Below are 13730 nucleotides of genomic sequence, written 5' to 3' on the forward strand. Positions count from 1 at the left end.
TCCCGGCGGGAGCCGGGCACGGGCACGCTCAGGCACCTGGGCTCCGGCTCCGTATGCCTCGACGGTGCCGGCCACCGGCGGCTGCCGGTGACACGAGCCGGTCACGACCGCGTACGGGGCATTCCGACTCGCGGCCCAGGGGGCGGCGAGCGGTATGGGGCATCCCCAGCCGGCGCGGAGCGCATGCGAGGGGAAGGGGTCGGTGCCGGAATTGCACCGGCTTCCCCCCGTACGGGTAATGATGACGACTGCGCCACTCTACCGGCTGGTCGCGGACGTGAACGTGGGGCGCTGGTCACACGGCCACGTACCGGGCGGGCTCCCCGCCCGGTACGGCCTGTGCCCGCCCCAGTTTCACCAGCCGCCGCAGATGGGCCTCGGCCTCCGAGACCGCGATGTTCCGCGAGCCGTACGGGATCTGCGCCCAGGGCCTGTTCCACTCCATCCGCTCGGCGACCTGCCACGGCGTCAGCGGCTCGGCGAGCAGCGCCACCAGGCCGGTGAGTCTTTGCTCGTGGTGGGCGAGCAGTTCCCGTACCCGGTCCGCGGCGCCGGTGAAGGCGTGCTGGTGGGCGGGGAGCACCTCGGCCGGGGCGAGGCGGCCGACACGTTCGAGCGAGTCGAGGTAGTCACCGAGGGGGTCGGTGACGGTGGTGTCGTCGGGGTCCTCGTAGAGACCGATGTGAGGGGTGATGCCGGGGAGCAGGTGGTCGCCGGAGAAGAGGCGGCCGTTGCCGGGGCGGCCCGCCGGGTGGGCCTCCTCGAGGTGGAGGCAGACGTGTCCCGGGGTGTGGCCGGGCGTCCAGACGGCCCGCAGTCTGCGGCCTGCCAGATCGAGCAGTTCGCCGGGGACGATGTCCCGGTCGGGCAGGGCGGGGCGCAGGCCGGGCAGTGGGCCGGCGCCGCCCTTGGCGCGCGCGGCGCGCAGCGGGTCGATGTGCGCGTCGGGGGCCCCGGCGCGTTCGAGTTTGGCGGCGAGGTAGTCGAGCCACAGGCCGGGTTCCGCCTCGCGGGTGCGGCGTACGACGTCGGCGTCGGCGGCGTGCATGGCGATCCACGCGCCGGACGCGTCACGGACCCGGCCGGACAGGCCGTGGTGGTCGGGGTGGTGGTGGGTGACGACGATGCCGTGGATGTCGTCGACCGAGGTGCCGCATGCCGCCAGTCCCGCCTCGAGGGTGTGCCAGGCGGTCGGGTCGTCCCAGCCGGTGTCGACGAGGACCGGTCCCCGGTCGGTGTCGAGCAGGTGGACCAGCGTGTGGCCGAGCGGGTTGTCCGGGATCGGGACGCGCAGCGAGTGGACGCCGCCGCCGTGGTCGCGTGCGAGTGGGGCCGGGGTTCCGTCCGTCGTCGGCCTCATGCCCATTGCCCCCTGCAACTGGAACTGGTATCAGTTCTGAAACTGTGTCAGATAGTGCGCCGCGGCGGGAGGCAGCAGTCGTGACCGAGCTCGTGGAACACGGAGAACTGTTCATCGGGGGCGAGTTGACGGCCCCGCTCGGCCCGGACGTGATCGAGGTGATCTCCCCGCACAGCGAGCAGGTCGTCGGCCGCGTCCCGCACGCCTCACGGGCGGACGTGGACCGCGCGGTGGCCGCCGCGCGCCGCGCCTTCGACGAGGGGCCCTGGCCGCGCACGAGCATCGAGGAGCGGATCGAGGTCGTCGGCCGGATCAAGGACGCGATCGCCGTGCGGCACGAGGAGATCGCCCGGTCCATCAGCGCGCAGAACGGCTCCCCCTACTCGTGGAGCGTTCTCGCGCAGGCGCTCGGCGCGATGATGGTGTGGGACTCGGCCATCGCCGTCGCCCGCGACTTCACGTACGAGGAGCGGCGCGCCGGCGTTCTCGGCCCCGTCCTCGTCCGGCGGGAACCGGTCGGCGTCGTCGCGGCCGTCGTGCCGTGGAACGTCCCGCAGTTCACCGCCGCCGCGAAGCTCGGGCCGGCGCTGCTCGCGGGCTGCTCGGTGATCCTCAAGCCCGCTCCGGAGACGCCGCTGGACGCGTACATCCTCGGCGAGATCGCGCGCGAGGCCGGACTGCCGGAGGGGGTGCTGTCGATCCTGCCCGCGGACCGGGAGGTCGGCGAGTACCTGGTCGGGCACCCCGGCGTCGACAAGGTCTCCTTCACCGGCTCGGTCGCGGCCGGCCGCCGGGTCATGGAGGTCGCCTCCCGCAACCTCACCCGCGTGACGCTGGAACTGGGCGGGAAGTCGGCGGCCGTGATCCTCCCCGACGCCGACCTCGCCACCGCCGTCGCGGGGATCGTCCCCGCCGCCTGGATGAACAACGGCCAGGCGTGCGTGGCCCAGACCCGTATCCTCGCGCCGCGCAGCCGCTACGACGAGTTCGCCGAGGCGTTCGCCGCGGCGGCCTCCGCGCTGGTCGTCGGCGACCCCCTCGACGCGGCGACCCAGGTCGGCCCGCTGGTCGCCGAGCGCCAGCAGCGCCGGTCCCTCGACTTCATCCGCATCGGCCAGGAGGAGGGCGCCAAGATCCTCTGCGGCGGCGGCCGTCCGGCCGGCCTCGAGCGCGGCTGGTACGTCGAACCGACCCTCTTCGGCGGCGTCGACAACTCCATGCGCATCGCCCGCGAGGAGATCTTCGGCCCGGTGATCTGCCTGCTGCCGTACGGGGAGGAGGACGAGGCCGCCGCCATCGCGAACGACTCCGACTACGGCCTGAGCGGCAGCGTGTGGACCTCCGACGTCGAGCACGGCATCGACTTCGCCCGCCGCGTGCGGACGGGGACGTACAACGTCAACACCTTCAGTCTCGACATGCTCGGCCCGTTCGGCGGCTACAAGAACAGCGGCATGGGCCGGGAGTTCGGACCCGAGGGCTACGGCGAGTACTTCGAGCACAAGATGATCCACCTGCCCGCCGGACACGGGAGCGACTGATGGCAGACCGCTGGTACATCGAGGTGGACCGCAGCCTGTGCATCGGCTCCGGCATGTGCGTCGGCCACGCCCCGGACGGCTTCGACCTCGACTCCGCCCGCCAGTCGCACGCGCGGACCGATACGGCCGACGCCAACGAGAAGCTCCTCGCCGCGGCGGAGAACTGCCCAGTGGAGGCGATCACCTTGACCCTGGCGGACGGCGGCGAGGCGGTCTTCCCCCCGGACGAGTAGAGGAGGCGCCGGCTGCCCCGGTACGGGCGCGGCAGCCGGTTCACCGGCCCGTGAAGAGGCAGGTTCAAGCCGGCGTACGGGGGGCGTCCGGCCCGGCGATAATGCGCGCGTGAGTGATCTCCCTCTTCCCCTGCAGCCCGACCGGATACCTCCGGGAGTGCCCGACTGGCGGTCCGCCCAGGGCGGACAGTGGCTGGCTGCCGCGCCGGCGCGCTGGGCGCATCCGCTGTGGCCCGTGTGCCTGCTCGTCGTCACGGCGGTGTGGTCCGTCGCCGAGGCGCCGGTCGCCGCCTGCACCACGCAAGCACCCTGCGGGGCCGACTGGTGGGCGTTGTCACTGGCCGGCGCGGGGCTGCTGAACCTGTACTGGATCTGGCGGCTGCCCCGACTCGCGCTGCTGGGCCTGGCGACGACCACGGTGGCGGGTCTCCTCGACTCCGGGCTTCCGGCCGCCTTCGACGGCCCGGCCGACATCGCCGTGCTGTGCGCGCCGGCCTACGCCATGGTCACGATCGTCCACAGGCTGGCCGCTGCCGGCCGGCAGCGTCTGCTCGCCGAGCGGGCGGCCGGGCCCGTCCGGCATGCCCTTCCCGCGACGGCCGGACGCTTCGGGCGCGGTCGTCTCGGCTTCGTGCTCGCGGCGCTGCTGCTGACGGTGGGCGTGTTCGCCTTCTGGCAGGCCCAGCAGGTCATCGGCGAGTACGAGGAGCACGCCGCGCACGGCACCCGGATCGCCGCGGAGGTCACGCGGATCTTCGAGGACGACGAGGGAACCACGCTCATCGAGGCCAAATCCCCGGAGGGCGGCACGCACACCGTGGAGACGGCCTACCCGGAGGACCACCCGGTCGGCAGCACCGTGGACCTCGTGGTGGACGGCGAACAGGTGCTCATGGTCGCCGAGCCGTACGACATCTTCGGCTGGGAGCTGTTGCTGCTGGCGGCCGCGGCGTCGGGACTCGCCTTTCTGGCCAACGGTGTGACGGGGCACCTGCACACGCTCCGACTGCGACGCGAACCCGTGCCGGCGCTCAAGGTCCTCGTCCGCGAGGGGCACATGGACGGCCGGACGTGGGTGTACGCGGCGGACGACCTGGCGGGCGAACGTCCGTTGCTGCACTTCCACTCCATGTACTTCGACCCCGACGGCGAGGACGAGGGCGACGAGGACGAGGACGAGGACGAGGCGCTGATCGCCTCGGAGTGGGACGAGTCGGAGGAGCCGGAGGAGGAGGCACGGGCGCACGAGGCGGCGAAGGCGGCTGCCGTTCTCAAGGGCACCGATCCCGTGCCCCCGTTGTGCGAGGCCGTCCTGTTCGGGGCTCCCTGCACCGGGGCGGAGGTCGTGTTCATCGCCGCGGAGGAGGACGGCGAGGCGGCGGCGGAGCACAGCGTCACGCCGGTGCGGCCCGCCACGGCGAAGCTCTTCGGCTCCCCCGGTTCCCCCGGCGACCGCGTTCGTCCGCAGGGCCGTCCTGCCGACGAGGTCGCCGCCGGGATGCAGCCCGTCGTCGACCCGCGCACATGGTCGGCGGACGGCGGTTCGCGGGCCCTCGGGCTGTTCCTGCTGCTCGTGCAGGGCGGCGGCATCTGGGCAGTGGCCGACGACGGCCTCTCCTGGCGCTGGCTGCTGCTGGCACTCGGCCTGCTGTGGCTCATCGGTGCGGTGTCCACCGCGCTCAACTGGCGGGTGACGGCCGACCACGGAGGGCTGTGGGTGGCAGGACCCTGGCGGGTCGAACATGTCCCGTGGGCCCGGATCACCGGTGTCCGCCACGCCGACGACGGCATCCGGATCTCCGTGTCGGAGGGCAGGGACGTGTCTCTTTCGCCGACCGGTGCGGCCTGGCTGGAGCGCAGACTCGGACGCCACCCGGCCGCGGTGCGGGCGGCCGAGGAGGCCGACGCCCTGCGGCGCGATCCGGCCCTGCGCCCGGTACGCGACGCCGAACCGGGCGAACAGGGCATGCCGCTCGGCCCGTTCGTCCTGGCCCTTGGCGTGCTGTGGGGTGCCGCCGTGCTGTTGCTCTGACCGTGACGACCGGCCCCGGAACACCTGTGCCCGTGCCTCACGCCGGGCCGTGGACCCGCGGACCCCCGGCCCGCACCGGCGAGCGCAGCCGGGCGGGCCGCGTCGCCGGGCGGCTCACGTCCCCTCCGTGCCGCTCCGTTCCGCCCGCCCCCGCCCGCGCCCCTTCGAGGGCGGGGCCGGGGGCGGTGGCTGGGACGGGGCCGGCACGGCGCCCGTGTCCGGAGCCGTCAGGTCGATCAGGCGGCAGACCGTCTCGATGTCGATCTTCACCTGCGCGATCGACGCCCGCCCCGACAGCCAGGTGATCAGCGCCGAGTGCCAGGTGTGCTCGATCACCCGGACGGCCGAGAGCTGCTCGGGAGTCGGGTTCTCGATCCCCATCGCGTCGAGGATGATCACCGTCGTCTGCCGCGAGACGGTGTCCACCTCGGGGCTCACGCTGCGGTCCGCGAAGGTCAGCGCCCGTACCATCGCGTCCGCGAGATGCGGCTCGCGCTGCAGTGCGCGGAAGGCCCGCATCAGCGTCTCCGCCACCCGCTCCGCCGCGCTGTCGCCGCCCGGCGGGCGTTTGCGCAGCGTCGTGTGCATGTGCTGGAGCTGGTCCTGCATGGTCGCGACCAGCAGATGGATCTTGGAGGGGAAGTAGCGGTACAGCGTGCCGAGCGCGACGCTCGACGACTCCGCGACCTCACGCATCTGCACCGCGTCGAACCCGCCCCGGCTCGCGAGCTGCGCGCTCGCGTGGAGGATGCGACGGCGGCGCGCCTCCTGGCGTTCGGTGAGGGGCGGTGACGCGGGGCCCGCGGCCCGCGTCGGTCTTCCGTCCGCTGTCATCTGTCCCGTCGTCCGTTCCTGCACGAGCCCGCCGTGGCGGGAATCACCTGATCCGCCGGTCACAGTTGCGCTACCGCCCGGTAGATTCGAAGCTCCTTGAACGATCAAGTCTGAAACTTGTTCTAGATTAGCGCGACCGAATACGCTCCGCCGGAACGCAGTGAGAAGGGGGCCCCGGGTGACCGCAGAGGCCATAGAGGCCGGCCCCCGCGCGGGCACGTCCGGCGCCGACGACGCTCCGCTGCGGATCGCGCTCCTGACGTACAAAGGGAACCCGTTCTGCGGCGGCCAGGGTGTCTACGTACGCCATCTGTCCCGCGAGCTCGCCCGTCTCGGCCACCACGTCGAGGTGATCGGGGCCCAGCCGTACCCGGTCCTCGACGAGGGCGTACCGCTCACGGAGCTGGCCAGCCTCGACCTGTACCGCAGCCCCGACCCGTTCCGCACGCCGGCGCGCGACGAGTACCGCGACTGGATCGACGCCGTCGAGGTCGCCACCATGTGGACCGGCGGCTTCCCCGAGCCGCTCACCTTCTCCCTCCGCGCCCGCCGTCATCTGCGCGCCCGGCGCGGGGACTTCGACGTCGTCCACGACAACCAAACCCTCGGCTACGGCCTACTCGGCGACGTCGGCGCGCCCCTCGTCACCACGATCCACCACCCGATCACCGTCGACCGGCAGCTCGACCTCGACGCCGCGCAGGACTGGAAGCGCCGCGCGTCCGTGCGCCGCTGGTACGGCTTCACCCGCATGCAGAAGCGCGTCGCCCGGCGCCTGCCGTCCGTGCTCACCGTCTCCGGCTCCTCGCAGCAGGAGATCGTCGACCACCTCGGCGTACGGCGCGACCGCGTACATGTCGTCCACATCGGTGCCGACACCGACCTTTTCTCGCCCGATCCGGCGGTCGCGGAGGTCCCCGGCCGGATCGTCACCACCTCCAGCGCCGACGTCCCCCTCAAGGGCCTCGTCCACCTCGTCGAGGCACTCGCCAAACTCCGCACCGAGAACCCGGACGCCCACCTCGTCGTCGTCGGCAGGCGCGCGGAGGACGGTCCGGTGGCGCAACTGATCGAGCGCTACGGCCTCGAGGACGCGATCGAGTTCGTCAAGGGAATCACCGACGCCGAACTCGTCGACCTCGTACGCAGCGCCCAGATCGCCTGTGTGCCCTCCCTCTACGAGGGCTTCTCACTGCCCGCCGCGGAGGCCATGGCCACCGGCACCCCGCTGGTCGCCACCACGGGCGGCGCGATCCCCGAGGTCGCCGGCCCCGACGGCCGGACGTGCCTCGCCGTGCCGCCCGGCGACGCGGACGCCCTCGCCGCCGCCCTGCGCCGGCTCCTGGACGACCCGGACCTGCGGGTCCGGCTGGGCGCCGCGGGCCGGGCCCGGGTGCTGGCACGCTTCACCTGGAAGCAGGCCGCGATCGGCACCGCGGAGCGATACCGCGAGGCGATCGCCGCGTCCACCGGCTCGGCCGCTGCTCCCGTACGTACCTCCTGAACCACCCGCACCTCCCCGTTCCGCCCCCAGGAAGGCAGACCCCCGTGCTGACCGTCGACTTCTCCCGCTTTCCTCTCGCGCCGGGCGACCGTGTGCTCGACCTCGGCTGCGGCGCAGGCCGACACGCGTTCGAGTGCTACCGGCGCGGCGCGCGGGTGGTGGCCCTGGACCAGAACGGCGAGGAGATCCGCGAGGTCGCCAAGTGGTTCGCGGCCATGAAGGAGGCGGGTGAGGCTCCCGCGGGTGCGACGGCCACCGCGATGGAGGGCGACGCGCTCAACCTTCCCTTCCCCGACGAGTCGTTCGACGTCGTCATCATCTCCGAGGTGATGGAGCACATCCCCGACGACAAGGGTGTGCTCGCCGAGATGGTCCGCGTCCTCAGGCCCGGCGGCCGCATCGCGGTCACCGTGCCGCGCTACGGCCCCGAGAAGATCTGCTGGGCACTCAGCGACGCCTACCACGAGGTCGAGGGCGGTCACATCCGCATCTACCGGGCCGACGAACTGCTCGCCAAGATGCGGCAGGCGGGCCTGCGGCCGTACGGCACCCATCACGCGCACGCGCTGCACTCGCCGTACTGGTGGCTCAAGTGCGCCTTCGGCGTCGACAACGACAAGGCGCTGCCGGTGAAGGCGTACCACAAGCTCCTCGTCTGGGACATCATGAAGAAGCCCCTGGCCACCCGGGTCGCCGAGCAGGCGCTGAACCCGCTGATCGGCAAGAGCTTCGTGGCGTACGCGACCAAGCCGCACCTTCCCGTGGACGCCGTCAAGTGACGTTGCCGGGACGTACAGAGCACCTTGTCCTGCCCGGGGTCCTCGACGCGGCGGAGGCCGCCGAGACCGTCGCCGGGATCCTCGCCGCGCAGCGCGACGACGGCGCCATCCCGTGGTTCCGGGGCCACCACCTCGACCCGTGGGACCACACCGAGGCCGCCATGGCACTCGACGCCGCCGGCGAACACGACGCCGCCGCACGCGCCTACGAGTGGCTGGCCAGGCACCAGAACGACGACGGCTCCTGGTACGCCGCCTACCACGACGGCGACGCGGGCGCCGTCACCGACCACGGCCGTGAGACCAACTTCGTCGCCTACATCGCGGTCGGCGTGTGGCACCACTACCTCGCGACCGGCGACGAGTCCTTCCTCGACCGTATGTGGCCCGTGGTGTACGCGGCGATCGAGTTCGTCCTGGCGCTGCAGCAGCCCGGCGGGCAGATCGGCTGGAAGCGCGAGCCGGACGGCACGGCGGTGAACGACGCCCTCCTGACCGGCAGTTCGTCCATCCACCACGCGCTTCGCTGTGCGCTGGCCGTGGCGGAGGAACGCGAGGAGCCGCAGCCCGACTGGGAACTCGCCGCGGGCGCGCTGGCGCACGCCGTCCGCGACCACCCCGAGCGTTTCCTCGACAAGAACCGCTACTCCATGGACTGGTACTACCCGGTGCTGGGCGGTGCCGTGACAGGCGCGGCCGCCAAGGCCCGTATCGAGTCGCGCTGGGACGAGTTCGTGGTGCCCGGACTCGGTGTGCGCTGCGTCCTGCCGAACCCGTGGGTCACCGGCGGCGAGAGCTGCGAACTGGCGCTCGCGCTCTGGGCGGTGGGCGAGTCCGACCGCGCGCTGGAGATCCTCCAGTCCATCCAGCACCTGCGCGCCGAGGGCGGCCTCTACTGGACGGGGTACGTCTTCGAGGGCGAACGCGCGGTGTGGCCCGAGGAACTGACGACGTGGACGGCGGGGTCGCTGCTGCTGGCGGTGGCCGCGCTGGGCGGCGACGAGCCGACGACGGCGGTGTTCGGCGGGGAGCGCCTGCCGGTGGGGCTGGCGCCGGACTGCTGCGGGGCCCGCTGACGCGGGCGGAGCGCGCGACCGGTCCGCCGCGCGGGAGCGTGTTCCCCGCCCTGCCCCTTCCCACGACCGGACTCCGCCCGGACCCGGTGCGGCCCTGCGGGCCGCTGTACCACCCATGTGCCGCGCTTCGTGCGGTGGCCGCAAGCACCACCCACGGCCCGGCGGTCGTGGGTGGTGCTTGCGGCCGCACCGGATTTGCCGCTGTGCGGCAGGCACTCAGCCCGCCAGGGGCCGACTTCAGCCTCGCCGGCGTCTGAGGCGCGGGGGGCACGGGGGCAGAGCCCCCGAAACACCGCGCGGAGCGCGGTGAAAGACCCTAGCGGCGGCGCAGCGCGCCCGCCGCCGCGTGGCCGAGGAACAGGTAGACGACCGCCGCCAGGCCGTATCCCGCGACGACCCGTGCCCATTCCTCGTCGAAGGTGAACAGGTCGTGCGACCAGCCCGCCAGCCACCGCGCGGTCTCGCGGACGAACTCCACGAGGTCGTTCGCGCTGTTGGCGTCCAGCAGGTACATCAGGATCCACAGGCCGATGACGAAGGCCATGACGTCCGCGACGACGGCGATGATCCTCGCCGCGGCAGTGGTGTTGCTTGCGCGTGTTGTCATGTACGGCGTCTTGCCGCTTGTGCGTGTGTGAAACCCGTTCGGGCTCGCCCGGCTGGCGGCCCCCGTGCTCCGGAGTGACGCTCGAGGCAGTCTGCCCTGGCCCTGCCTGGAGGTTTCCCGTGCTCAAGTCCGGATCCGTCTCATCAGCCGGCCCCGCCCGCCGTGCCCTCGTCGCGTCGGCCGTCTGCTGCTCGCTGCTGGGTGGCGCCGTGGCGTGCGGAGGCGACGAGGGTGCCGACTCCGCCGCGGCGACGCCTTCCGGTACGTCCACCGCCGAGAAGCAGAAGTTCGCCAAGGCCCGCTTCGTCGCCAACGCCGGGCTCGCCGCCGGGGCGACGTACCAGTGGATCGTGAAGCCGTACCGCGCGGGCAAGTTCAAGAAGGGCGCCGACGGCCGGACGGTCGCCCTCGTCAAGGCCGGTCTCGCGGGCGCCTTCACCTACAACCGGCTCAAGGCCGCGGTGAAGAACGCCAAGGGCGACCCGCTGCTCTCGAAGGCGGTCGCCCCGCTGGACAAGGGCATCGAAAAGCTGAAGAACATGGGTGACCAGCTGCGCAAGGGCGACATCAACGACAAGGACATCGGCAGCTTCGAGTCCGTCATCAAGAACGTGAAGGACGCCGGGAGCAGTGCCGGTGCGCCGGTCAAGGACAAGGTGCCCTCCGTGTCCGAACTCGGCGGCTGAACACGCCGGACGGCGTCACGAGTTCAGTTCGGCGAGGACCCGCAGGGTGTGCGGGTCCGGCGCGGTGACCAGCAGGTCCGTGACCGGTCCTGCGCGCCACAGTTCCAGCCGTTCCTCGATGCGCCGCCGCGGGCCCACGAGGGAGATCTCGTCCGCGAAGTCGTCCGGCACGGCGAGCACGGCCTCCTCCCTGCGGCCAGCGAGGAAAAGCTCCTGGATCCGCCGGGCCGCCGCCTCGAAGCCCATCCGGGCCATCAGGTCCGCGTGGAAGTTGCGGGCCGCGTGGCCCATGCCGCCGATGTAGAAGCCGAGCATCGCCTTCACCGGCAGCAGCCCCTCCGCGATGTCGTCGCAGACCCGGGCGCGGGCCATGGGCGCCACCATGAACCCCTTGGGCAGGTCCACAAGGGACGCCTCGTACACGTCCGTCCGCAGCGGGGACCAGTACAGGGGGAGCCAGCCGTCGGCGATACGGGTCGTCTGCGCGATGTTCTTCGGCCCCTCCGCGCCCAGCAGGACAGGCAGGTCAGCCCGGAGCGGGTGCGTGATGGACTTGAGCGGCTTGCCCGTACCGGTGCGGCCGTCCCCTGTGTACGGATGGGCGTGGAAGCGCCCCGCCAGCTCCACGGGCCCCTCTCGGGCCAGGACCTGGCGGATCACGTCGACGTACTCGCGGGTCGCGGTGAGCGGGCTGCTCGGGAAGGGGCGGCCGTACCACCCCTCCACCACCTGCGGACCCGACAGACCGAGTCCCAGCATCATGCGGCCGCCGGAGAGGTGATCGAGCGTCAGCGCGTGCATCGCCGTCGCCGTGGGCGTGCGTGCGGCCATCTGCGCCACGGCCGTGCCCAGCCGGACACGGGACGTGTGCGCCGCGATCCAGGTGAGGGCGGTGAACGCGTCCGAGCCCCACGCCTCCGCCGTCCACACGGAGTCGTAGCCGAGCCGCTCGGCCTCGCGGGCCAGCTCGAGATGGCCGGGGTCGGGGCCGCGGCCCCAGTAGCCGAGGGCGAGTCCGAGCCGCATCCGACCTCCTTCCCGCACAGCCGTTCTGACGGGGCGTCAGGGTACGGCAACGGCCCCCCGCCCGGAAGGGCGAGGGGCCGTGCGGTGCGGAAGGAGGGGTCAGCCGCGCTGGATACCGGTGGTGTCCTGCAGGACGCCACGACGGCCGTCCTGCGTCTGGGCCACCAGGCCGGGACCGCGCTGCTCCACCGCGAGGTACCAGGTGCCGGGCGCGAGCTCGGCGATCGGCGTCGGCGAACCGTCCTCGCCGTACAGCGGACGGGCCACGGGCACGGCGAACCAGAACGGCGTGAAGTCCGACGGAGCGCCACCCTGGGAGGCGTCGGCCGGAGCCGGCTGGCCGACGGCCTGCGGCTGCGGGGCGGCCTGCTGGGCGCCGTAGGGCTGCGGCTGACCCGGCTGGCCACCGTACGGCGCCTGCTGGGCGCCCGCGCCCGGGTACCCGTAACCACCCTGCGGCTGGGGCTGCATGCCGTACGGCTGCGGGGCGGCCGGACGCGGGGCGCCGACGAGCGGGGCCTTCAGTGCCGGGACCAGCGGAGTGGCGATGGCACCGCCCGCGAGGGCGATCGTGCCGAGCAGGCCGAGAATGGCGCCCGCGCCCGCGCTGTTCATGTCGATGATCGTCCAGAACATCGTCCAGAGCGCGAAGATGGTGAGCGCCAGCCCGAACTGGCCCAGCTCGATGCCGGCGACCTTGCGGCCCGGCATCGAGCGGCTGAGCACCAGCAGCGCCGCGCCGACGATCCCGGCGATGTAGATGGACATCAGCGTGCTCAGGTATTCCCAGGCATTCGGCAGGTCGGCGCCGGAGCAGTCGACACCGCTGGGGCAGTCGACGCTGGTGAAGCTGAGGAACGAGGCGATGAACAGCACCACCGCTGCTCCGATCACCACGCCGTCGCCTCGAGTGAGGGAGCGGATGTTCACGTAAAAATCCTTCGTCGTCGTCTCATCATCGGGGCGGTCTTCGCCGCCGCCTGTTCGGCGGTGTGCGCTGACGCGGAGCTCGGGGGTGACTCCCCGTCGTAGAGGTGAATCTATCGTCTGACGGTTCCCGGCGTCCGCCCGGTATCGCAGTCACTGCTGCAGGTAGCTGCCGATTCCGTCCGCCATTCCCCGGGCCGCCTTCTGCCGCCAGCTCGGGCTGGTGAGCAGAGCGACGTCCTCAGGGTCCCGCATGTTGCCGCATTCGATGAAGACCTTGGGCACGGTCGAAAGGTTGAGTCCGCCGAGGTCTTCGCGCACGTCCAGGCCGGTGCCGCCGCCGACGTAGTTGGAGGGGGAGCTTCCGGTCGCGCGCAGGAACCTGCCGGCGATGCGCTCTCCCAGGTCACGCGAAGGGCCCACGATGCTCGCGGTGTCGGCGGCGCCCGCCTTGACCCGGCCGGGAAGGATGACGTGGAAGCCGCGGTTGCCGGCCGCCGACCCGTCCGCGTGGATCGAGACGACGGCGTCGGCCTTCGCTTCGTTGCCGAATCGTGCCCGCTCGTCGACACAGGGACCGAACGGCCGGTCGTCGTTCTGGGTGAACAGGACCTTCGCGCCCTGTTCTTCCAGCAGAGTGCGAAGACGCCGTGAAACATCGAGGGTGAAATCCGCCTCGCGGTATCCGGCGTCGGTCGCTGTCCCCGTGGTGTCGCATTCCTTGCGGTTGGTCCCGATGTCCACGTGCTTGTTGATCTCGCGGGTGTGCGAGAAGTTGCCGGGGTTGTGCCCCGGGTCCACCACGACGACCTTCCCCGCGAGCGGTCCTCTCCTCCCGGCCGAGGAGGGGGACGGGGCGGGGGAGGAGGTGGGCGGTGTGAGGGTGCCCGGCCGGGTGCTGCCTGCGGCGGGGCCCGGGGACCGGGAGTCGCCCGGCTTGCCGGCGCTGGTCGCGGACCCCGCGGGGGCGCCACCACCGAAACCGTCGGTCCGCCAGGCCAGCCATCCGCCCGCGCCACCCACGACCAGTGCGGCGCCCGCGACGGCGGCGACGAGGCCGCGCCGGGAACGGCGAGGCCGGGGATCGAGGTGCTGGTTCTCGTCGTACGACACGTCGCGATGCTA

The 13730-nt window shown here is 72.4% G+C and carries 13 protein-coding genes; 7 read left to right on the forward strand and 6 right to left on the reverse strand.

Going from position 1 to position 13730, the window contains the following annotated elements; all coding sequences use genetic code 11:
• Nucleotides 1-295: 295 nt before the first annotated feature.
• Nucleotides 296-1360, reverse strand: coding sequence for an MBL fold metallo-hydrolase (locus ACFYV1_RS09115; RefSeq protein WP_389394787.1), 1065 nt, complete (start codon nt 1358-1360; stop codon nt 296-298).
• An 80-nt stretch (nt 1361-1440) separates the two neighbouring features.
• Between ACFYV1_RS09115 and ACFYV1_RS09120 the strand changes: the two genes are divergently transcribed.
• The 3 genes from ACFYV1_RS09120 to ACFYV1_RS09130 all read left to right on the forward strand — a co-directional run bounded on the left by ACFYV1_RS09120 (nt 1441) and on the right by ACFYV1_RS09130 (nt 5166).
• Complete coding sequence (locus ACFYV1_RS09120; RefSeq protein ID WP_389394788.1) at nt 1441-2901, forward strand: aldehyde dehydrogenase; 1461 nt, start codon at nt 1441-1443, stop codon at nt 2899-2901.
• Nucleotides 2901-3134, forward strand: a complete 234-nt coding sequence (locus tag ACFYV1_RS09125) for a ferredoxin (protein ID WP_389394789.1) — start codon at nt 2901-2903, stop codon at nt 3132-3134. The genes ACFYV1_RS09120 and ACFYV1_RS09125 overlap by 1 nt, the downstream gene beginning before the upstream one ends.
• Nucleotides 3135-3243: 109 nt before the next feature.
• Entirely contained in the window at nt 3244-5166 is a 1923-nt protein-coding gene (locus ACFYV1_RS09130) for a hypothetical protein (protein ID WP_389394790.1), read from the forward strand.
• A gap of 114 nt (nt 5167-5280) precedes the next feature.
• Here ACFYV1_RS09130 and ACFYV1_RS09135 read toward each other — a convergent pair whose 3' ends face one another.
• On the reverse strand, nt 5281-6000 hold the full coding sequence (locus tag ACFYV1_RS09135; protein WP_389394791.1) for a TetR family transcriptional regulator: 720 nt from the start codon (nt 5998-6000) through the stop codon (nt 5281-5283).
• 178 nt (nt 6001-6178) lie between these two features.
• On the opposite strand from ACFYV1_RS09135, the gene ACFYV1_RS09140 reads away from it, so the two are divergent.
• Genes ACFYV1_RS09140 through ACFYV1_RS09150 form a run of 3 tightly spaced genes read left to right on the forward strand, consistent with a single transcriptional unit; the run spans nt 6179 to nt 9359 of the window.
• On the forward strand, nt 6179-7504 hold the full coding sequence (locus ACFYV1_RS09140; RefSeq protein WP_389394792.1) for a glycosyltransferase family 4 protein: 1326 nt from the start codon (nt 6179-6181) through the stop codon (nt 7502-7504).
• 44 nt (nt 7505-7548) lie between these two features.
• Entirely contained in the window at nt 7549-8283 is a 735-nt protein-coding gene (locus tag ACFYV1_RS09145) for a methyltransferase domain-containing protein (protein WP_389394793.1), read from the forward strand.
• On the forward strand, nt 8280-9359 hold the full coding sequence (locus ACFYV1_RS09150; protein ID WP_389394794.1) for a prenyltransferase/squalene oxidase repeat-containing protein: 1080 nt from the start codon (nt 8280-8282) through the stop codon (nt 9357-9359). The genes ACFYV1_RS09145 and ACFYV1_RS09150 overlap by 4 nt, the downstream gene beginning before the upstream one ends.
• Nucleotides 9360-9675: 316 nt before the next feature.
• Here the strand turns inward: ACFYV1_RS09150 and ACFYV1_RS09155 are convergent, their stop codons facing one another.
• The gene (locus ACFYV1_RS09155; RefSeq protein WP_389394795.1) at nt 9676-9966 is read right to left on the reverse strand and encodes a hypothetical protein; all 291 of its coding nucleotides are present in this window, start codon (nt 9964-9966) and stop codon (nt 9676-9678) included.
• Nucleotides 9967-10085: 119 nt separating this feature from the next.
• Between ACFYV1_RS09155 and ACFYV1_RS09160 the strand changes: the two genes are divergently transcribed.
• Nucleotides 10086-10652 (forward strand): hypothetical protein, encoded by a 567-nt coding sequence (locus tag ACFYV1_RS09160; protein WP_389394796.1) that lies wholly within the window; start codon nt 10086-10088, stop codon nt 10650-10652.
• Between the two features lie 15 nt (nt 10653-10667).
• On the opposite strand, the gene ACFYV1_RS09165 is transcribed toward ACFYV1_RS09160, so the two are convergent.
• The 3 genes from ACFYV1_RS09165 to ACFYV1_RS09175 all read right to left on the reverse strand — a co-directional run bounded on the left by ACFYV1_RS09165 (nt 10668) and on the right by ACFYV1_RS09175 (nt 13718).
• On the reverse strand, nt 10668-11678 hold the full coding sequence (locus tag ACFYV1_RS09165; RefSeq protein WP_389394797.1) for an LLM class F420-dependent oxidoreductase: 1011 nt from the start codon (nt 11676-11678) through the stop codon (nt 10668-10670).
• A gap of 99 nt (nt 11679-11777) precedes the next feature.
• The gene (locus tag ACFYV1_RS09170) at nt 11778-12608 is read right to left on the reverse strand and encodes a hypothetical protein (protein WP_389394798.1); all 831 of its coding nucleotides are present in this window, start codon (nt 12606-12608) and stop codon (nt 11778-11780) included.
• A gap of 150 nt (nt 12609-12758) precedes the next feature.
• The gene (locus ACFYV1_RS09175; RefSeq protein ID WP_389394799.1) at nt 12759-13718 is read right to left on the reverse strand and encodes an N-acetylmuramoyl-L-alanine amidase; all 960 of its coding nucleotides are present in this window, start codon (nt 13716-13718) and stop codon (nt 12759-12761) included.
• Nucleotides 13719-13730 lie beyond the last annotated feature (12 nt).

This window comes from Streptomyces sp. NPDC003023 (genome assembly GCF_042888225.1).
GTDB lineage: Bacteria > Actinomycetota > Actinomycetes > Streptomycetales > Streptomycetaceae > Streptomyces.